The sequence below is a fragment of the Rhodococcus sp. OK611 genome (assembly GCF_003050885.1).
Classification (GTDB): Bacteria; Actinomycetota; Actinomycetes; order Mycobacteriales; family Mycobacteriaceae; genus Rhodococcus_G; species Rhodococcus_G oryzae.
The window spans coordinates 215,193-234,270 of record NZ_QAOZ01000006.1; the positions used below are offsets into that span (position 1 = coordinate 215,193).

Annotated in this window: 19 protein-coding genes; 10 read left to right on the forward strand and 9 right to left on the reverse strand. The window is 68.1% G+C overall.

Annotation, left to right across the window (positions count from 1 at the left end; translation table 11 throughout):
* Positions 1-355: 355 nt before the first annotated feature.
* Positions 356-658, forward strand: a complete 303-nt coding sequence (locus C8K38_RS09605; RefSeq protein WP_027499550.1) for a DUF4193 domain-containing protein — start codon at positions 356-358, stop codon at positions 656-658.
* A gap of 118 nt (positions 659-776) precedes the next feature.
* Here the strand turns inward: C8K38_RS09605 and C8K38_RS09610 are convergent, their stop codons facing one another.
* The gene (locus C8K38_RS09610) at positions 777-1,220 is read right to left on the reverse strand and encodes a DUF3093 domain-containing protein (protein ID WP_097211345.1); all 444 of its coding nucleotides are present in this window, start codon (positions 1,218-1,220) and stop codon (positions 777-779) included.
* Between the two features lie 90 nt (positions 1,221-1,310).
* Between C8K38_RS09610 and dut the strand changes: the two genes are divergently transcribed.
* On the forward strand, positions 1,311-1,802 hold the full coding sequence (gene dut / locus C8K38_RS09615; RefSeq protein WP_097211344.1) for a dUTP diphosphatase: 492 nt from the start codon (positions 1,311-1,313) through the stop codon (positions 1,800-1,802).
* On the forward strand, positions 1,802-2,659 hold the full coding sequence (locus C8K38_RS09620; protein WP_257017386.1) for a DUF3710 domain-containing protein: 858 nt from the start codon (positions 1,802-1,804) through the stop codon (positions 2,657-2,659). The genes dut and C8K38_RS09620 overlap by 1 nt, the downstream gene beginning before the upstream one ends.
* Positions 2,660-2,675: 16 nt before the next feature.
* On the opposite strand, the gene C8K38_RS09625 is transcribed toward C8K38_RS09620, so the two are convergent.
* Entirely contained in the window at positions 2,676-3,377 is a 702-nt protein-coding gene (locus tag C8K38_RS09625; RefSeq protein WP_097211271.1) for a hypothetical protein, read from the reverse strand.
* A gap of 194 nt (positions 3,378-3,571) precedes the next feature.
* Here C8K38_RS09625 and C8K38_RS09630 point away from each other — a divergent pair, with 194 nt between their 5' ends.
* Together C8K38_RS09630 and C8K38_RS09635 are read left to right on the forward strand one after the other, a co-directional pair.
* On the forward strand, positions 3,572-3,949 hold the full coding sequence (locus C8K38_RS09630) for an OB-fold nucleic acid binding domain-containing protein (protein WP_097211272.1): 378 nt from the start codon (positions 3,572-3,574) through the stop codon (positions 3,947-3,949).
* Positions 3,950-3,980: 31 nt separating this feature from the next.
* Entirely contained in the window at positions 3,981-4,685 is a 705-nt protein-coding gene (locus tag C8K38_RS09635; RefSeq protein ID WP_179800509.1) for a DUF3159 domain-containing protein, read from the forward strand.
* Between the two features lie 192 nt (positions 4,686-4,877).
* On the opposite strand, the gene C8K38_RS09640 is transcribed toward C8K38_RS09635, so the two are convergent.
* Complete coding sequence (locus C8K38_RS09640; protein WP_097211346.1) at positions 4,878-5,540, reverse strand: potassium channel family protein; 663 nt, start codon at positions 5,538-5,540, stop codon at positions 4,878-4,880.
* A 70-nt stretch (positions 5,541-5,610) separates the two neighbouring features.
* Complete coding sequence (locus C8K38_RS09645; RefSeq protein ID WP_097211347.1) at positions 5,611-6,276, reverse strand: potassium channel family protein; 666 nt, start codon at positions 6,274-6,276, stop codon at positions 5,611-5,613.
* A 171-nt stretch (positions 6,277-6,447) separates the two neighbouring features.
* On the opposite strand from C8K38_RS09645, the gene C8K38_RS09650 reads away from it, so the two are divergent.
* The 4 genes from C8K38_RS09650 to C8K38_RS09665 all read left to right on the forward strand — a co-directional run bounded on the left by C8K38_RS09650 (position 6,448) and on the right by C8K38_RS09665 (position 12,090).
* On the forward strand, positions 6,448-8,451 hold the full coding sequence (locus tag C8K38_RS09650; RefSeq protein ID WP_097211348.1) for an APC family permease: 2,004 nt from the start codon (positions 6,448-6,450) through the stop codon (positions 8,449-8,451).
* Entirely contained in the window at positions 8,448-9,716 is a 1,269-nt protein-coding gene (locus C8K38_RS09655) for a class I SAM-dependent RNA methyltransferase (protein ID WP_097211274.1), read from the forward strand. The genes C8K38_RS09650 and C8K38_RS09655 overlap by 4 nt, the downstream gene beginning before the upstream one ends.
* 296 nt (positions 9,717-10,012) lie before the next feature.
* The gene (locus C8K38_RS09660) at positions 10,013-10,504 is read left to right on the forward strand and encodes a MarR family winged helix-turn-helix transcriptional regulator (RefSeq protein WP_097211275.1); all 492 of its coding nucleotides are present in this window, start codon (positions 10,013-10,015) and stop codon (positions 10,502-10,504) included.
* A complete protein-coding gene (locus C8K38_RS09665) occupies positions 10,501-12,090 on the forward strand; it encodes an MDR family MFS transporter (RefSeq protein WP_097211276.1) in 1,590 nt (529 codons plus the stop codon). The genes C8K38_RS09660 and C8K38_RS09665 overlap by 4 nt, the downstream gene beginning before the upstream one ends.
* Positions 12,091-12,194: 104 nt before the next feature.
* Here the strand turns inward: C8K38_RS09665 and C8K38_RS09670 are convergent, their stop codons facing one another.
* The 5 genes from C8K38_RS09670 to glsA all read right to left on the reverse strand — a co-directional run bounded on the left by C8K38_RS09670 (position 12,195) and on the right by glsA (position 16,892).
* Positions 12,195-12,410, reverse strand: a complete 216-nt coding sequence (locus C8K38_RS09670) for a hypothetical protein (protein ID WP_143548429.1) — start codon at positions 12,408-12,410, stop codon at positions 12,195-12,197.
* 93 nt (positions 12,411-12,503) lie between these two features.
* The gene (locus C8K38_RS09675; RefSeq protein WP_257017367.1) at positions 12,504-13,148 is read right to left on the reverse strand and encodes an SIMPL domain-containing protein; all 645 of its coding nucleotides are present in this window, start codon (positions 13,146-13,148) and stop codon (positions 12,504-12,506) included.
* Positions 13,145-13,984, reverse strand: a complete 840-nt coding sequence (locus C8K38_RS09680) for an ABC transporter permease (protein WP_097211277.1) — start codon at positions 13,982-13,984, stop codon at positions 13,145-13,147. The genes C8K38_RS09675 and C8K38_RS09680 overlap by 4 nt, the downstream gene beginning before the upstream one ends.
* Positions 13,981-14,970: an ATP-binding cassette domain-containing protein gene (locus tag C8K38_RS09685; RefSeq protein ID WP_097211278.1), complete on the reverse strand. Its 990-nt coding sequence runs from the start codon at positions 14,968-14,970 to the stop codon at positions 13,981-13,983. The genes C8K38_RS09680 and C8K38_RS09685 overlap by 4 nt, the downstream gene beginning before the upstream one ends.
* Positions 14,971-15,068: 98 nt before the next feature.
* Positions 15,069-16,892, reverse strand: a complete 1,824-nt coding sequence (gene glsA / locus C8K38_RS09690; RefSeq protein WP_097211279.1) for a glutaminase A — start codon at positions 16,890-16,892, stop codon at positions 15,069-15,071.
* A gap of 197 nt (positions 16,893-17,089) precedes the next feature.
* Here glsA and dxs point away from each other — a divergent pair, with 197 nt between their 5' ends.
* Positions 17,090-19,021 carry a 1-deoxy-D-xylulose-5-phosphate synthase gene (dxs, locus tag C8K38_RS09695; protein ID WP_097211280.1) on the forward strand — a complete coding sequence of 644 codons (1,932 nt, stop codon included), beginning with the start codon at positions 17,090-17,092 and terminating at the stop codon, positions 19,019-19,021.
* Positions 19,022-19,078 lie beyond the last annotated feature (57 nt).

Sequence of the window (19,078 nt, forward strand, 5' to 3'; positions counted from 1 at the left end):
TCTAGAGTGCGGCGCCGGGATCGTCGTCGACGCGGTCGCGACTCGGAATGTCGCGGAAATGTCACGGTCGACCCGCCGTTTGTGTCGATTTTCAGACAGTTTCCGACGTGTGGTGAATGGCCCGCGACTTTTCTCCAGAGTTCGGCTATTGTCTGGCGGCCGCAGTCGTACACGACAGGCGTTTGGAGGACCGGACGGAAGGGTCAAATGTGGTGCAGATCATATTACCTGCGCTAACTTTTGGGCACTATTCGGCGCCCCCGAGCGTTATGCAGCCACACGGGTTGATTCGTGTATTCGGCTGTGGTGTGTGGCCGGGGGAATCGATGACGAGAGAAGACGAGGGGAAGACGAGATGGCAACCGACTATGACGCACCGAGGCGTTCGGAATCCGACGAGGTTTCGGAGGATTCGCTCGAAGAGTTGAAGGCCCGGCGCAATGAGGCGCAGTCCGCGGTCGTCGACGTCGACGAGTCGGACACCGCGGAGTCGTTCGAGCTGCCCGGAGCAGATCTGTCCGGCGAGGAACTGTCGGTCCGGGTCGTTCCGAAGCAGGCCGATGAGTTCACGTGTTCGAGCTGCTTCCTGGTGCATCACCGGAGCAGGCTCGCCAGCGACGCCGGTGGCGTGCTCATCTGCATGGATTGCGCAGCCTGACAGCGCTACTGAGGTAGTGGATCCGACCGGGGCACCGAGTTGCCCCGGCCTGGTATCAAAAGTCGTGCCCGGCCTGTTCGCAGGCCGGGCACAGTGGTTTCCGGGGCACCCGGACCCGTCAGGGAGTCAGTAGTGCTGCCAGCTCGGCGGGCCTGCGGGTGCTGACCAGCCAGTACGGGGTGGGATCCTCCGGATCGTCGAGAACGATCAGGACCATCGTCTTGATCCAGGTCCGGTGCTGCACATAGGCGGCTGGGTCCAGCTGCCTGCCCAGCGCCGCCGACTTGGCGGTGGCGGGAACCACCGCGACCCGGGAGATCACGTCCAGCGGCAGGTTCGCCCGGCCGACGCGCAGTTCACCGCGGCCAGGGCCGTCGGCGACCTCGATCCGGAGCCGGCTCAACCAGAGCAGGACCCACACCGGGAAGGGCAGCAGCAGCACGTACGGCAACCAGGCCAGCAGGCCGGGGTTGCCCATGTGAACCTCCGCGGCGAGCAGACCGGCGACGGCGAGGCCGGCGGCCCACCACCACAGCGGTACCCACAGTCGCTCCGAGTAGATCGGTGCGGTGGGGTCGGTCTTGCCACCGGTGGCGGCGGTCGAGGCAGGTTGAGGGTTCTCGGGCACGTATCCAGAGTAGTCTCGGTGCGCGTGAGCGATCTTCCAGCCATCGAGCTGCTGCGCCTTGATCCCGACATGCCGATCCCACAGCGTGCCCACGCGGGCGACGCGGGTGTCGACCTCTGTTCCACAGTCGACGTGACCATCGAGCCGGGGGAGCGGACCCTGGTGGGGACCGGAATCGCCGTCGCGCTCCCGGTCGGCACCGTCGGGCTGATCCACCCCAGGTCGGGACTGGCGGCCAAGTCCGGTCTGTCCGTGGTGAACACGCCGGGGACGGTCGACGCGGGATACCGCGGGGAGATCAAGGTGTGTCTGATCAATCACGATCCGCGCACGCCCATTGCGATCACTCGCGGTGACCGGATCGCTCAGCTGCTGGTGCAGCGGGTGGAGTTGGTCTCGTTCGTGGAGGTCGAGTCGCTCGACGAGACGACGCGGGGCGCGGGTGGATACGGATCCAGTGGTGGACATGCCAGCCTGCACGCGGTGTCGGCACTCCCCGAGGAAGGGGCACGATGATTTTCGGACGCAAGAAGAAGGCCGTGGACGAGGACCTCGATCAGTTCGAGGACCTCCGCGACGACGTCGACGCGCAGGCCGAGGGCGACGAGTTCGAGGTCGACGAGTTCGATGTCGAGGAGCGGCCCGAGGGCGGGCCGTACGACCGGGACGAACTCGACGACCCGGAGGGTGCCGCGCAATCGCGGCTCGACCTCGGGTCGGTGCAGGTCCCGCTGCCCGAGGGCGGACAGATCCAGGTGGAGATGGCCCAGGACGGCACCCCGCAGGCGGTGCACCTGGTGACCGAGCACGGTCGGGTCACGATCGCCGCGTACGCCGCGCCGAAGTCGCCGGGACAGTGGCGCGAGGTCGCGGGCGACCTGGCCGAGTCGCTGCGTGCCGATCAGGCGGAGATCAGTGTGCAGACCGGTCCATGGGGTCGCGAGTTGCACGCGGTCACCCCGAACGCCGACCTGCGCTTCATCGGCGTCGACGGCCCGCGCTGGATGATCCGGTGCGTGGTGGCCGGCCCGGTCGGATCGGCCGGCCTCGAGGCGCCGCTGACCGCGATCGCCAGGGAGATCCTCGCCGGCACGGTGGTCAACCGCGGCGCCGAGCCGTACCCGGTGCGTACGCCCCTCCCGGTCGTGCTCCCGCAGATGCTGGCCGAGCAGCTGATCGCGGCCCAGCAGCAGCAGATGCAGGCGCAGCAGCAGGCCGCGCAGGCCGAGCAGACAACCGAGGTCCAGCAGGCCGCCGTCGCCGAGGCCGCGGCCGCCGCCGAGGCAGCAGCGGCCGCCGCCCAGGATCACACCGTGCCGCCGGAGGAGCGTCCCGGCGGCTCTGGGTCGGCGATGCAGCAGCTGCGTCGCTGATCCGGCCCGCGGCCGATCAGGGCGAGGTCAGGGCTGCCAGACAGGACCGGCCGAGGATGCCGGCGTCGGCGCCGATCTCGTCGAGGGTGACGGTGGCCAGCGTGGCCGACCGGAGCACCGTCACCCATCGCCGGGCGACGGCGATGGGGTGCACCGGGTCGTCGGTGGCGGCGCAGATGCCCACCGGCACCGTGATCCCTGCGAGGTGTTCCTCGACGAGGCCGTGGTAGGCCGCGGCCTCCTCGAGGGCATTGGGCAGGTGCGGCCACTGCGATCGCCATGACCGCTCGAGTTCACCGCCGAGCCACGCCGGGCTGGTCTCGATCATCGCGCTGGTCACCGCGTCGAGGCCGTCCGCGCGGAGCATGCGCGCGGTCATCGTCGCGCTCAGCGCCGCTGGGGCCTCGGCCGGGTCGCCGATCCAGGCGGGCAGCGCCGCGAGCACCCCGGCCGCACGGGACTCGTTGCGAGCGGCCCACTGTGCCGCCACCGCGGCACCGATCGACACGCCGCCGACGAGGATCCGCCCATACCGGTCCGCGGCCGCGTCCATCGCCTCGAGGTAGCTCTCGACCACCCGCCGCGGGTCGGGTTCCACGGCGATGATCTCCACCCCGACCTGCGTCAACGCGCCCGAGAACGCCTTTTCTGCGAAGTGTGCGTCTGACCCGGTTCCCGGCAGCACCACCGCCGCCTGCGGCCATGTCATCTCCTGCATCCGTCGATGGTCGCACCGAGGCCGGGGGCGGGTGCCATACGGGTGCTGTCGGGGCCGCGAACGGGCTATCCGCCCGGTGGCCGGGACACTCCTCACAGTCGTGTGGTTCCCGGTTCGGGATGGGTCTACAGTGGCGATCACACAGACCTACAAGCGGGGCGACAGTCGCACCGCACCTGCTCCAGGAGCGCGCTATGGCACTCGCGGCCACAGGCTATTTTCGTCGGCTGACCCGCCGGCTCACCGAGGACCTCGATCAACTCGATGCAGAGGCAATGGTGGAATCGTCGCAGGCATCGGGCGCACAGCGCGCCTGCGACTGTAGTCGCGGTGAGGAGGTCACCATGCTCGGGCGGCTGCGCAGCGTCGAGACATGTCCCAAGGCCTCGACCGCGAACATGGAGGCCGAGTTCTTCGACGGAACCGACGCCGTGACGCTGGTGTGGATCGGCAGGCGCCGGATCGCGGGGATCGAGCCGGGCAAGACCCTGCTCGTCCGCGGACGCGTCGGTGAGCGCAACGGCCAGAAGGTGATCTACAACCCGTACTACGAGCTTCGAGGGGATTCGTAGTCATCGCCGGTACATGTGGCAGTCTCGTCGGGTGACCGACAGGCAGCAGCAGTCCGTACTCGAACAGCTCGGTGGAGTCAGTGGGCTGGTCTACTCGACCCTGCCGGTCCTGGTCTTCGTCCCGATCAACAGCTTCTGGGGCCTCACCGCGGCCATCTGGGCCGCCCTGGGTGTGGCGGCCGCAATCCTCGTGTGGCGGGTGATCGCGAAGGGCGCCATCCAGCCCGCGATCTCGGGCTTCCTGGGCGTCGGTATCTGCGCGTTCATCGCGTACCGGACCGGGGATGCCAAGGGGTACTTCCTGTTCGGGATCTACACGAGCCTCGCCTACGCCGGGGTCTTCCTGCTCTCGATCGTGGTCCGGTGGCCGCTGGTCGGCGTCCTGTGGGGCTTCCTCAACGGTCATGGCAACTCGTGGCGGGGCAGCAAAGCCGCGGTCAGGGCCTACGACCTGGCCACCGCCGCGTGGGCGCTGGTGTTCGGGGCTCGCTATCTGGTCCAGTCTCAGCTCTACGACACCGATCACACCGGGTGGCTCGCGGTCACGCGTATCGCGATGGGCTGGCCGCTGACGGCGCTGGTCCTGGTGACGACGGTCTGGCTGGTCCGGCGCGCCGACCGTGCTGCCGAGGCCGTGGTGGAGGCAGGGCCCGACACCGAGACCGAGCCGGACGCCGTGGTGGAGTCGGAGGATCGCGGCGCCGAGCCGAATGGTGCGGGTGACGAGCGTTCCTAGCGAACGGCGCCCGGGTCACCGGTAATGGGTGCACCGCAATTGTGTGCGCCGTCGCATCGGTTGTGACCTTCCGCACGTTCCGTGAATTGCATCCGCCGAAATTCACCGGTTCTCAAAATTGATGACCGCATTGCCCGATTCCGGACAATGCGGTCATCAAATTCAGTTACGTGACAATTCGGAACTTTTGTATCAGCGCTTGACGCCGACCGCCGCGCGGAGCTCGTCCTCGACCTCGACGGAGGCGACGAAGAGCAGCTCGTCGCCGCCCTCGATCGGGTCGTCCTGCTGCGGGACGATCACCCGGCCGCCCCGCAGGATGGTCACAAGGGCGGCGTCGCGGGGCAGCTGGATCTTGCGGACCGGCTTGCCTGCCAGTTCGGTGTCGTCGGGCAGGGTGATCTCCACCAGGTTCGCCTGACCCTGCCTGAAGGTCATCAAGCGGACCAGGTCGCCGACCGAGACGGCCTCCTCGACCAGCGAGGCGAGCATCCGCGGGGTGGACACGGCGACGTCCACGCCCCACGAGTCGTCGAAGAGCCATTCGTTGCGGGGGTCGTTCACCCGGGCGACGACGCGCCGCACTGCGAACTCGGTCTTGGCCAGGAGGCTGACCACGATGTTGACCTTGTCGTCGCCGGTCGCGGCGATCACGACGTCGTAGGACTCGAGTTCGGCGGACTCCAGAAGGGCCAGCTCGCAGGCATCGGCGTGAACCCACACGGCGTCCGGGATCGCCTCGGGGTCGACGTGTTCGAGATTGCGCTCGAGCAGCATCACGTGGTGGTCGCCTCGGATCAGCTCGCGCGCGATCGATCGGCCGACCGCGCCTGCTCCGGCGATTGCGACTCTCATCGGGTCCATCCGTTCGGGTCTGTGGTCGAATCGTGCGCCGCGGTCGGCGACGCCTGAGGGACGGTGTTCATCAGGAGTCCGCGGGTGGCGGGGTTGCGGCCAGCGCGACCGCCTCGGCCACGGTCCCGGAGACCGCGGCGACATAGACCTGGTCGTCGGCCTGGATCATCGTGCGGCGGTCGGGGAGCACCCCGGTGCCGAAACGGATGAGGAAGGCGACCCTGGACCCGGTGTGCTCCTCGAGCTCGGTGACCTGGTGGCCGACCCAGTCCTCGTGCAGATCGAGTTCCGCGACCGCGACGGTGCCGGAGGGATCGCGCCACTTGGTGGTGTGACTCTCGCGGGTGAGATGGTGCAGGAAGCGGTCGGTGGTCCACGGCACCGTGGCCACGGTCGGGATGCCGAGGCGTTCGTACACGGCCGCGCGCTTGGCGTCGTAGATCCGCGCGACGACCCGGCTCACGCCGAAGTTCTCCCTGGCCACCCTGGCGGAGATGATGTTCGAGTTGTCGCCGGAGGAGACCGCCGCGAATGCCTCGGCCCGTTCGATGCCCGCCTTGAGCAGGACATCGCGGTCGAATCCCATGCCGACGATGCGGTGCCCGGTGAATCCGGGGTCAAGGCGTCGGAACGCGTCGGGGTCGCGGTCGATGATCGCGACCTCGTGGCCGATCCGGTTCAGCCCGGCCGCGAGGGCCGATCCGACCCGGCCGCACCCCATCACGACTACGTACACCGCTTGCCTCCGCTCGTCGGCGTTCCGACGCTGTGCCGCGGTCGCCGCGGCGGCGGCAACCATCGATTCGAACGGTACCGTCCCCGGTTCCGTGCCGTCCGCGCACATCGCGATTTGGCGAAGTGGGCGGCGGATGGCACTGGATCGGTTCGGACGGATTACGCTTTGCCGGTGTCAAAGCTCTCGACCGCTGCCAAGCGGCTGCTGGTAGGTAGACCGTTCCGCAGCGACAAGCTGGGGCACACACTGCTACCCAAGCGAATCGCCCTGCCGGTCTTCGCCTCCGATGCGATGTCCTCGGTCGCCTATGCGCCGGAGGAGATCTTCCTCGTCCTGTCCGTGGCGGGTATCTCCGCGTACATGTACACGCCCTGGATCGGCCTGGCCGTTTGCGCGGTGATGGCGGTCGTGGTGGCCAGCTACCGACAGAACGTGCACGCCTACCCCTCGGGCGGCGGCGACTACGAGGTGGCGACCACGAATCTCGGGCCGACGGCCGGCCTGACGGTCGGTAGCGCGCTGATGGTCGATTACGTGCTCACCGTGGCCGTCTCGATCTCCTCGGCCGCATCGAACATCGGTTCCGCGGTACCGTTCGTCGCCACGCACAAGGTGCTCTTCGCGGTCGCCGCCATCGTGATCCTGACCGCGATCAATCTGCGTGGTATCCGAGAGTCCGGGACCGCGTTCGCCATTCCCACCTACGCGTTCATCGTCGGCATGTTCCTGATGCTCGGGTGGGGGCTTTTCCGGATCTTCGTGCTCGGCGACGACGTCAAGGCCGAGTCGGCGGGCTTCGACCTGCACGCCGAGAACACTCAGCTCTACGGTGTCGCGTTCGCCTTCCTCATCGCCCGCGCGTTCTCGTCGGGTTGTGCGGCGCTGACCGGTGTCGAGGCGATCAGCAACGGGGTGCCGGCCTTCCAGAAGCCCAAGTCCCGCAATGCGGCCACCACGCTGTTCCTGCTCGGCGCGATCGCGATCGTGCTCCTGATGGGCATCATCACGCTGGCCCAGAAGATCGGGATCGTGTACGCGCACGACCCGGCCACGCAGCTCACCGGAGCGCCGGAGGGTTATCAGCAGAAGACGCTGATCGCACAGATCGCCGAGGCCGTCTTCTCCGGTTTCCCGATCGGCTTCTACTTCATCGCTATCGTCACGGCGCTGATCCTGGTGCTCGCGGCGAACACCGCCTTCAACGGATTCCCGGTGCTCGGCTCGATCCTCGCGCAGGACCGCTACCTGCCCCGGCAGCTGCACACGCGCGGCGACCGGTTGGCCTTCAGCAACGGCATCCTGTTCCTGTCCGGCGCCGCGATCGCCTTCGTCGTCTTCTTCGGGGCCGAGGTCACGAAGCTGATCCAGCTCTACATCGTGGGCGTGTTCGTCTCGTTCGTGCTGAGCCAGACGGGCATGATCAGGCACTGGACCCGGCACCTGAAGAGCGAGACCGACCCCGCGGCGCGGCGCCGCATGAAGCGCTCGCGGGTCATCAACTCCATCGGTCTCGCCATGACCGCAACCGTGCTGGTCATCGTGTTGCTCACCAAGTTCGCGGCAGGCGCCTGGATCGCGATCGTCGCCATGATCGCGATCTTTGTCGTGATGAAGTCGATCCGCAGGCACTACGACAGCGTCGCGGCAGAGCTGGACGAGCAGGAGTGGGACGGCGTGCTGCCGAGTCGGACCCATTCGATCGTGCTGGTGTCGAAGCTGCACATGCCGACGATGCGCGCCATCGCCTACGCCCGTGCCACCCGACCGGACACCCTGGAGGCGGTCACGGTGAACGTCGACGAGGCCGACACCCGGACTCTGGTCCGCGAGTGGCAGAACAGCGACATCACCGTGCCGCTCAAGGTGATCGAGTCGCCCTACCGCGAGATCACCAAGCCTGTCCTCGATTACGTCAGGCGGGTGCGACGCGATTCGCCCCGTGAGGTCGTGACGGTGTTCATCCCGGAGTACGTGGTGGGGCACTGGTGGGAGCAGATCCTGCACAACCAGAGTGCGCTGCGACTGAAGAGTCGCCTGCTGTTCCAGCCGGGCGTGATGGTGACGAGCGTGCCGTGGCAGCTCAGCTCCTCGGAGCGGGCCAAGCGCGAGCGCATCCAGGCGGTGCCCGGCGGCACCAGGCGTGGTTTCGACGCCCCAGAGGACGGCCGTCGATGAGCGAGAGCTGGTACGGCCGCAGCATCGAGGTTCGGCTCGGGAACCCGGGTCACGGCGGTTTCTGTGTCGCCAGGCACGAGGGCCGGGTGGTGTTCGTCCGGCACGGGTTGCCGGGTGAGCTCGTCCGGGCCGAGATCACCGAGGATCGCGGCGGCTCGTTCTGCCGCGCGGACGCGGTCGAGATCGTGGAGGCCTCAGCGGCGCGAGTGACGGCACGATGCCCGATCTCCGGGCCCGGCGGGGCCGGCTGCTGCGACTTCTCGCACGCCACCCCGGACGCCCAGCGCGCGATGAAATCGTCGGTGGTCGCCGAGCAGCTCCGCAGGATCGCAGGCGTCGAGCGGGAGGTCGAGGTCGAGGAGCTGCCCGGCACCGGAGACGGCACCGGGTGGCGAACAAGGCTCCGGCTCGCGGTCGACCCTGCGGGACGGGCCGGTTTCCATGGCTACCGCAGCTCCCAGGTGATCACTGACCTGCTGTGCCCGCAGCCGGTACTGGGCACGTACCAGGGCCTGGCCGAGCGTGACTGGCGACCGGGCGGCGAGATCCAGGTGACGGTCGACGGCGACGGAGCCCGGCACGTGGTGGAGATCGAGCCCGCGAAGGTCTCGAGCACCGGCCGCCGAAGTCCGGGCCGACGCGGTGCCACCGCGAGGCGCGCCGCACAGGCGGGTCCGCGCCGCGAGCATGTGGTGGAGGGCAGCGGCCGCGCCGTGGAGCGGGTCGGTGGGCGTTCGTGGGAGCTGTCGGCGACCGGCTTCTGGCAGGCGCATCGTGGTGCGGCACAGACTTATTCGACGGTGGTCGGGGAGTGGGCGGAGGCCGCTCACGGCTCGATCGCCTGGGATCTGTACGGCGGGGTCGGCGTGTTCGCCGCCGAGCTGGCCGACCAGGTGGGGCCGGACGGCGAGGTGGTGTCGGTCGAGTCGGGCCGCGGCGCGGTCGACGACGGCAGGCGCGCGCTGGCGGATCTCGGGCAGGTGCACCTGCGGGCGGCCCGGGTGGAGAAGGTGGTGGGGGAGTTGCCGGTTCCGGTGGGCACGGTGGTGCTCGACCCGCCGCGGTCCGGGGCGGGCCGTGAGGTCATCGACGCGCTCGCGACCGCGGGCCCGGGCCGGGTGATCCACATCGGCTGCGATCCGTCGGCATTCGGGCGCGATGTCGGGCTGTACCTCGCGCAGGGGTACCGGCTCGAGCAGGTGCGCGCCTTCGACGCCTTCCCGATGACCCATCACGTGGAGTGCCTCGCGCTGCTGGTGCGGTAGCGGTCGCTCCGCGCGGACCCTGGCAAGGCGTCACTTCATCGGCATCATGGGCATCTGCCAGCCCATCTGCTGCATCCAGGACATGAACATGTCCATCATTTCCTGCCACATCATGTGTCTCACCTCCGCTCCCGGTGGTGGTGATCCACTCGCACATGATCGTGTGCACCACCGATTCTACTGGGGCCACGGCGTCCGGAAGTGACTCAAGTCTCGTGGCAAATAAATTGCATGGGTAATGCAACCAATATATAGTTGCAGACCGCAAGCATCAATCACTCTGTTCAGGGGAGCCCATGGCCGTGCAGACCGCCACCGCGGAGGACCTCGTCGAGGAGGTCTTTCTCTTCGGGAGGGCGTTGCGCAATATTCTCGGCGGCGCCGACACGAGCGGACTTCCGCCTGCACTTCTCGGGGTGCTGCACGTGCTGGCCACCGTCGGCCAGTGCAGACAGATGGAGCTCGCCTCCAACCTGTGTGTCAGTCAGTCGTCGCTCAGTCGACAGATCGCGGATCTGGTGGATGCCGGGTTCGTCGAGCGGCACGCCGATCCGGAAGACGGGCGGGTCTCGCTCGTGCGGCTGTCGGAGTCCGGGACAGAGCTGCTGAGGGCGAACAGAGAACGCCGGGCCGAACGCCTACGCACCCTGTTGGGCGAATGGAGCGAGGAAGAGGCCCACGAGGCCGTGACATCGCTCCGTCGACTCAAGCACACCTTCATGACCCCGCCGGTACGGAGAGCCGTGTCCGACGCCGTTTCTCAGAACCAGGGGAGAACACACCTATGACCGAAACCGAAAACAAGCCAAGCCACGCCGCCCCGCCGGGCGATGAGGTGCTGATGACTCACCGCGAGATCCTCGAGGTCCTCGCGGGGCTGCTCGCGGCGCTGTTCACCGCGCTGCTCAGCTCGACGATCGTCTCGACGGCCCTGCCCACGATCATCGGTGATCTCAACGGCAGCCAGACCCAGTTCGCCTGGGTCATCACCACGGCGCTGCTGGCCACCGCGGCGTCGACGCCGATCTGGGGCAAGCTCTCCGATCTCTACAACAAGAAGGTCCTGGTCCAGTCGGCGATCGTGATCTTCGTGGTCGGCTCGATCATCGCCGGCTTCGCTCCGAACGTGCCGGTCCTGTTGGGTGCCCGCGTGATCCAGGGCATCGGCATGGGCGGTCTGACCGCGCTCGTCGTCGCCATCATCGGCAGCATCATCCCGCCGCGCGATCGCGGCCGGTACTCCGGATACATGGGTGGGGTCATGGCGGTGTCGATGGCAGGCGGCCCAGTCCTCGGCGGCGTGATCGCCGACGGGCTCGGCTGGCGCTGGTGCTTCTTCGTCTGCGTCCCGCTCGCCGTGATCGCGCTCGTCCTGCTGCAGAAGACGCTGCACATCGAGACCGACCGCAAGGAGGGCGTCACCATCGACTGGCTCGGCGCGACCCTGCTGACGGCGGGCGTCTCGGTGCTGCTGATCTGGGTGTCCTTCGCGGGCAAGGCCACCTACTACGACTGGATCTCCGCCGAGTCGGCGGCGCTGGTGGGCGTCGGTGTCCTGCTGCTGATCGCCACCGTTTTCGTCGAGAGCAAGGCAACCTCGCCGATCATCCCGCTCAAGATCGTCACCGAGCGGACCACCGCACTCGCCATCATCTCCTCGGTCGCGGTCGGTGTCGGACTCTTCGGTGCCACCACGTTCCTCGGCCAGTACTTCCAGACCGCGCGCGGGCACACCCCGACCGAGGCCGGCCTGCTGACCATCCCGATGGTGTTCGGCATGCTGGTGGGCACCGTCGGCTCGGGCCAGCTGATCACCAAGTTCGGCAAGTGGAAGGGCTTCGTCGTCGCGGGCTCCATCCTGCAGCTCATCGGCTTCCTGCTGCTGAGCACGATCGACCACGAGACGCACATGTGGCTGATCGGGCTGATGATCGCCCTGCTCGGCCTCGGTACCGGCATGCTGATGCAGAACGTCGTCCTGGCGGTGCAGAACACGGTGAGCGTCCACAACATCGGTGCCGCCAGCAGTGTGGTCGCCTTCTTCCGGACCTTCGGCGGCGCGATCGGTGTCTCGGTGCTCGGCTCGGTGCTGGCCACCCGGGTCACCGACCTCACCGCGGAGGGATTCGCGAAGCTCGGCATCGACTCGCACACGCCCGGTGGCGGTGGCAACCTGAACCTGAAGGCGCTGCCCGCTCCCGTGCAGGACGTGATCCGGATGGCCTACGGCGACGCGACCGGTCGGATCTTCCTCATCGCGGCGGCCGTTGCGGTGGTCACCGTCATCGCGGTGATCTTCCTGCCGAACAAGCCGCTCCGCACCACGATCGACCTCAAGCCGTCCGTCGCGGACGTGGAGTACGAGAAGGTCTAGTCGGCCCGTCCGGGACACGACACAGTCCGGGACACGACACAACAGTGCGGCCCACCCGATCGGGTGGGCCGCACTGTTGCGTCGTGGCTCAGATGGCGGCCGGCTCAGGCCGCCCGGAACACGTCGGCATTGATGTATGCCGCCACCAGATCGTGGTACTCGCGTCGCGGGCGGTTGTCCGCGGGCAGGACGCCGGCCAGCGGAGCCTGCGAGCGGAACTGGTCGAGGTTGAAGGCCTGCCCGCCGTTGGTCCGGCGGCCGATGACGACCACGCCCATGAGCGCGATCAATACCGAGGAAAGAACGAGGTAGGGGATCACGTCACCAGTGTCGCCGACCGACCCGCACCTTCCCAAACTCTGGGAACGAGATCTTCGGCACAGGTGATGCAGGTCACGGGCACTTTCGGGGGTTCAGATCAGGGTCCAGCGCACCCGCACCGTCGCCGACAGCTCGGTCTCGCCGCGTTCGATCGGCATGGCATCGGCGGACGCCTTCATCGCCCGCACCATCGGCCTCGGCATCGGCATCGGCGGAGAATCGACGTCCTCGGAGACCTCGACGACCGTGCCGAGCTCGCGCCCCGACAGGCCCGCGTACTGTTTCGCCTTCGCGAGGGCGTCGGCGAAGGCCGCGTCCCTGGCCTGACCCAGCAGCCCGGCCTGGTCGGCGATCCCCAGCTCGAGACCGCCGAGCCGGACGTCGTCCCCGCCCGCGCCGACGCAGTCGGCGATGACCCGACCGGGGTCCGACAGATCGCGCAGCGTCACCGACAGCGCGGTACTGGCGATGTAGCCGACCACCTGCTGGCCCTGGTTCTCCTGCCACACGGTGTCCGCGTGCACGGACAGTCCCGTGGTGGAGACGTCGGTGGGGGACACCCCGGCCGCGCGGAGCGCCTCGGACACCGCCCGAGCCGCGTGCCCAGCCTGGTCGAACGCACTGGTCACCTCGGGCCTGCGCGCCTCCACGGACACCGTGATCCGCATGATATCGGGGGAGGCGGCCGCCGAGCCGTGGCCGAGGACGGTGACGGACGATGTCATCTGCGCGGTCACGACTTCCGGTTGTACAGGCGCATCGTGATGGGCCCGAAGATCAGGATGAAACCGGCACACCAGCCGAGCACGATGGCCAGATCGCCGAGCTCGACGGTGCCCGCCATCAATCCGCGGATCGCGGTCACCAACTTGCTGATCGGATTGACGTTCACGAAGGCCTGCAGCCAGCTCGGCATGGTGGACGGGTCGACGAAGATGTTGCTCGCGAACGTGAGCGGGAACAGGATGAACATCGACACGCCCATCACCGCCTGCTCGGTGCGCATCAGCATCGCGAACATCGTCCAGACCCACGACATGCTGAACGAGAACAGCAGCAGCAGCGCGATGGAGGCCACCACGCCGACGAACCCGCCCTGCGGCCGGAACCCGATGATCAGTCCGAGGACCATCACGATCACCGAGGCGATCGTGTAGCGGACCACATCGCCGAAGAGGGCACCGACCAGCGGCGCAGGCCGCCAGATCGGCAGGGACCGGAAGCGGTCGAAGACGCCCTTCTCGATGTCCTTGTTCAGTGTCAATCCGGTGTACATGGTGATCATGACGACCGTCTGGACCAGGATGCCCGGGATCAGGAACTGCACGTAGGCCTCGGTGGACCCGGCGAGTGCACCGCCGAACAGGTACGTGAACATCAGCGTGAACATGATCGGGAACATCGTCACGTCGAACAACTGCTCGGGCACGTGCTTGATCTTCAGCAGGGCCCGCCACCCGAAGGACAGCGACGTCGACAGCGCGTTCGGCCGTGCCGGCCGCGGCCCCGAGAGCTGCAGCACGTCGCTCACCGCCGGCGCAACCGACGGGGATTGCACGGAGGTCGATGTCATGATGTCGTCTCCTTCACGAATTCCTGGTCGTCTTCTGATTCGGCCGGCCGGCCGGTGAGCGCGAGGAACACCTCGTCGAGGCTGGGCTGTCCGAGCGCGAAGGTGGTCACCGAGATGCCCGCGTCGTCGAGTGCGGGCAGCGCGCGGGCGACCCGCTGCGGGTCCTCGATCCGCGCGGTCAGCGCCGCCGGATCGGATTCCCGCGTGATCTCGACGCCGAGGACGTCGCCGAGCAGGACGGCCGCGGCGTCCCGTTTCGTCTGATCCGCGACGCGCACGTGCAGGGCGCCGGACCCGACCGAGGCCTTGAGTTCGCCGGTGGTGCCCTCCGCGATCACCTTGCCGTGGTCGATCACCGCGACCCGGTCCGCGAGCTGATCGGCCTCGTCGAGGTACTGGGTGGTGAGCAGCACGGTGGTACCGCCCGCGACCAGGGCCCGGACGATCTCCCAGACCTGGTTGCGACTGCGCGGATCGAGTCCGGTGGTCGGTTCGTCGAGGAAGATCAGCTCCGGTGTGACGATGATGCTGGCCGCGATGTCCAGGCGCCTGCGCATCCCGCCGGAGAACGTCTTCACCTGGCGCGGTCCAGCCTCGACGAGGTCGAAGGCCGTCAGCAACTGTTCGGACCTGGCCTTGGCGGCGGACCTCGAGAAGCCGAACAACCGGGCCAGCAGCACCAGGTTCTCGGTTCCGGACAGGTCCTCGTCAAGCGAGGCGAACTGGCCGGTCAGTGCGACCTTGCTGCGGACGGTGTCCGCTTCCTTGGCGACGTCGTGGCCGAGCACCCTGGCGCTGCCGCCGTCGATCTCGAGCAGAGTCGCGAGCATCCGGATCGTGGTGGTCTTGCCGGCTCCATTGGGGCCGAGGACGCCGTACACGCCGCCGGAGGGGACCGCGAGATCGACACCGTCCACCGCGACGTTGGATCCGAAACGCTTGACCAGTCCGTTGGTTTCGATCGCGAGTCCTGCGTTCAAGGTCATCTGAGTACCTTCTCCGATCCTGCGGTCGACGGCAACGTGGTTTCGAGCGTAGGTGCCGGGTCGGACAATTCGGGCGGGATCGACTCGGGACGGGCGGCTCAGCCCAGGCGGCCGCGTGGCGTCAGTGACCGGATCACGGCGTCCATCTGGGCATATGCACCCGCCGCCAACTCCTCGAGAAGCGCCACCTTGAGGCCGGGCGCCTCGGCGCTGAGGTGGGCGAACCGGTCCGGCGGCAACACCGCCAGCCGAACATCGGTGTCGGCGTGCACGTCGCCGAGGAACCGTTCCCCGATCAGCAACGGCATCTCGCCGAACGTCATCCCCGGCGCGAGCGTGGTGATCCGGTGGGGGACCCCATCGGCGCCCTGCAGGGTGTTGCTCACCCGTCCGGCGAGGATCAGGAAGAGGCCCGCGGCCGGATCGCCACGGTGCACGATCACCTCACCCTGGGCAACGGTCCGGATCTCCAGCTCACCCGCGAATCTGTCGAACTGCTCGGCGCTGAGCGCCGACAACAGGGGGTGCTCGGCGACCGTGATCGACTCCGGCAGCCTGGCACCCGCGCAGTGCCGATCCAGGAGGGTGTCCTCGCACCACTCGAGGGCCGCGTCGAGATCGACGAAGACCCGGGCACCCGCGGTGGGAACCAGCCCTGAGGTGGTGTGCCCGAGCCGGCCGGCGGGGTCGACCAGCGCGAGCTGGCACCCCCGGACGCCCAGGTCGTCGTACAGGTCCGACAGCATCCGGCCCGCGACCCCGCTGACGTCGTCCACCCGCCGGACGTCCACGGCGACCGCCTCGAGTTCGTCGCTCTGCGCGGTGATCTCGCGAACCGCGGTCTCCGTGCCGGCGAACAGCAGGTCGCCGTGCAACTCGTAGATCCGTGCGCGCTGCCCGAACTTCTCGAGCGAGTCGCGTTCGGCGGGCCCGCGTCGTTGCCTCGACGGTGCCTCCGCGACCGAGTAGCTGGACCTGACCGCGGACCGAGCCGCGCGCGTCACGTGCAGGAAGTGCAACTCGAGCTCCTTCGAGAGCTCCCGGCAGGCCTGGACCCCGCGGACGCTGTTGCCGTGGGCGTCGAGGCGTGGCGAGTACACCGCGATCCCGATCTGACCGGGCAGCACCGCGAGCACCCCGCCGCCGACGCCGCTCTTGGCGGGCAGACCCACCTGCGTCACCCAGTCGCCCGCGGCGTCGTACATCCCGCAGGTGGTCATCACGCTGAGCACCCGTTCGACGTGATCAGGGGACAGGGCCCGCTCGTGGGTGACCGGGTTGACCCCATTGTTGGCCAGCGTCGCGGCCACCAGTGCGAGGTCGCGGCAGGTGACGTCGATCGAGCACTGTCTGAAGTACAGGTCGACGGACAAGTCGGGGTCGGCCGTGATGATGCCGAACGAGCGCAGCATGTGGCCGATCGCGCGGTTGCGGTGACCGGTTCGTGCCTCCGACCGGTAGACGGCCTCGTTGAGCGCGAGTTCGCGGCCGGCGTAGCGGGAGTAGCACTGGCGCAGCCGCTCGAATCGATGCTCGGGATCGTCCCCGTCGATCAGCGAGGCGGCCGCGATCGCGCCCGCGTTGATCATCGGGTTGCGGGGCCGCTCGGTGACGGGGTCGAGGCTGATCTCGTTGAACGGCTCACCGGACGGTTCGACATCGATCTTCTCGGCGACGGCGCTCAGGCCGCGATCGGCCAGCGCCAGACCGTAGGTCAGGGGTTTCGAGATGGATTGAATGGTGAACTCGGTGTGCGCGTCGCCCGACTCGTAGACGTATCCGTCGGAGGTGGCGATACACAGGGAGAACGAGTCGGGCGCGACGGCGGCGAGTTCCGGGATGTAGTCGGCGAGATCTCCGGTGCGGTTCTCCCGGCACCGTGCGAACACTTCCCCGATGAGGCCGTCCACGACGTTGCGCATGGGGCTCAGCTTAGGTCCACCGCGGTGACCTCGGTCACCGAAGTTCGGCATAATGGGCAGGCAACGCCGCCGCGCCGCGCGGGTGGACGGGACGTCGGGTAGTTGTCGGATGCGGACTCCGTAGACTGGGTCGGTCGGCACGGTGTCGACGCCGTGTTCACGCAGTTTTTGCTGCGTCTCTGGAGGGAGCGATCTCGTTGGGTGTCCTTTCTCGAATCCAGGCGCCCACCGATCTGCGCGCGCTGAGCCCCGCCGAGATGCGGGAGCTCGCCACGGAGATCCGTGAATTCCTCGTGCACAAGGTCTCCGCCACCGGCGGCCACCTCGGGCCGAACCTGGGCGTTGTCGAGCTCACTTTGGCGCTGCACCGCGTCTTCGACTCGCCGTCCGACCCGATCATCTTCGACACCGGCCATCAGGCCTACGTGCACAAGATGGTCACCGGCCGGATGGACCAGTTCGACTCACTGCGTAAGCAGGGTGGGCTGTCCGGCTACCCGTGCCGCGCCGAGAGCGAACACGACTGGGTCGAGTCCTCCCATGCCTCCGCCGCGTTGTCCTACGCGGACGGTCTGGCGAAGGCTTTCGAGCTGACCGGGCAGGACCGGCACGTGGTCGCCGTGGTCGGCGACGGCGCGCTGACCGGCGGAATGTGTTGGGAGGCACTCAACAACATCGCGGCGGGCCGCAATCGCTCGGTCGTCATCGTCGTCAACGACAACGGCCGCTCCTATGCCCCGACCATCGGTGGGCTCGCCGATCACCTCGCGGCGCTGCGGCTGCAGCCCGGCTACGAGAAGGTCCTCGACAACAGCCGACGCATGGTCAAGAAGATGCCGTGGGTGGGGCGCGCCGCGTACCAACTCCTGCACGGCATGAAGGCCGGGATCAAGGACATGGTGAGCCCGCAGGTCATGTTCACCGACCTCGGCATCAAGTACCTGGGTCCGGTCGACGGCCACGACGAGGCCGCCCTCGAGTCGGCGATGCGACGGGCGAAGTCCTTCGGTGGACCGGTGATCGTGCACGCCGTGACGCGCAAGGGCATGGGTTACGCCCACGCGGAGAACCACGTCGCCGATCAGATGCATTCGACCGGTGTCATCGATCCGCTCACCGGGCGGTCGAGTTCCGAGCCCGCCGCGGACTGGACCTCGGTGTTCTCCGAGGAGCTCGTCGCCCAGGCCGAGCGCCGCCAGGACATCGTCGCGATCACCGCGGCCATGCCGGGGCCGACCGGCCTCGCGGCCTTCGGCGAGCGGTTCCCCGACCGGATGTTCGACGTCGGTATCGCCGAACAGCACGCGCTCACCTCCGCTGCGGGCCTCGCCCTCGGCGGGCTGCACCCGGTGGTCGCGGTGTACTCGACCTTCCTCAACCGCGCGTTCGACCAGTTGCTGATGGATGTGGCGCTGCTCGACCAGCCCGTGACGATCGTGCTCGACCGGGCGGGGATCACCGGTCCGGACGGCGCCAGTCACAACGGCATGTGGGACTTCTCGCTGCTCGGGATCGTGCCGGGCATCCGCGTCGCCGCGCCGAGGGATGCGGCCTCGTTGCGAGAGGAGCTCGCGGAGGCGCTCGCGGTCAACGACGGCCCGACAGCCCTGCGATTCCCGAAGGGTGCTGTTGCCGAGGACATCCCGGCGATCGAGCGGATCGGCGGCACGGTGGACGTGCTGCGCATGCCGGAGGCGGGCACAGGAGATGTACTGATCGTCGCCGTCGGCCCCTTCGCCGAGGTGGCGCTTGAGACGGCCGTCCGGCTCGAGCAGCAGGGCATCAGTGCCGCGGTCGTCGACCCGCGCTGGGTGCTGCCGGTACCCGAGGCGCTGGTCTCTCTCGCCGAGGGCTTCCGCATGGTCGTCACGGTCGAGGACAGCGGAGTGCACGGCGGCATCGGTTCCAGTGTCTCGGCGGCCCTGCGCGCCGCAGGGGTGGACACACCCTCGAGGGATGTCGGTGTGCCGCAACGATTCCTGGACCACGCCTCGCGGGATCAGATCCTCAAGGAACTCGGTCTCACCGCACAGGATCTGGCCCGCCAGATTACCGGCTGGGTCGTCGGTGTGCGTCCGGGCGCGCCCGAAAAGTCTGAATTGGAAGTGCGTAACCCGCGAATCAGTTAGATTGGTGCAAATCGCTAACCAATTGGGGGAACTTTCGCATGGGTACCGCTCTGTCTC

Bases quoted from the DNA above. Each gene is read 5' to 3' on its own strand.
- C8K38_RS09660 (WP_097211275.1), top strand. From the start codon at position 10,013: ATGGCCGTGCAGACCGCCACCGCGGAGGACCTCGTCGAGGAGGTCTTT.
- C8K38_RS09685 (WP_097211278.1), bottom strand. From the start codon at position 14,970: ATGACCTTGAACGCAGGACTCGCGATCGAAACCAACGGACTGGTCAAG.
- glsA (WP_097211279.1), bottom strand. From the start codon at position 16,892: ATGCGCAACGTCGTGGACGGCCTCATCGGGGAAGTGTTCGCACGGTGC.
- C8K38_RS09665 (WP_097211276.1), top strand. From the start codon at position 10,501: ATGACCGAAACCGAAAACAAGCCAAGCCACGCCGCCCCGCCGGGCGAT.
- C8K38_RS09625 (WP_097211271.1), bottom strand. From the start codon at position 3,377: ATGCAGGAGATGACATGGCCGCAGGCGGCGGTGGTGCTGCCGGGAACC.
- C8K38_RS09680 (WP_097211277.1), bottom strand. From the start codon at position 13,984: ATGACATCGACCTCCGTGCAATCCCCGTCGGTTGCGCCGGCGGTGAGC.
- C8K38_RS09605 (WP_027499550.1), top strand. From the start codon at position 356: ATGGCAACCGACTATGACGCACCGAGGCGTTCGGAATCCGACGAGGTT.
- C8K38_RS09640 (WP_097211346.1), bottom strand. From the start codon at position 5,540: ATGAGAGTCGCAATCGCCGGAGCAGGCGCGGTCGGCCGATCGATCGCG.
- C8K38_RS09655 (WP_097211274.1), top strand. From the start codon at position 8,448: ATGAGCGAGAGCTGGTACGGCCGCAGCATCGAGGTTCGGCTCGGGAAC.
- C8K38_RS09630 (WP_097211272.1), top strand. From the start codon at position 3,572: ATGGCACTCGCGGCCACAGGCTATTTTCGTCGGCTGACCCGCCGGCTC.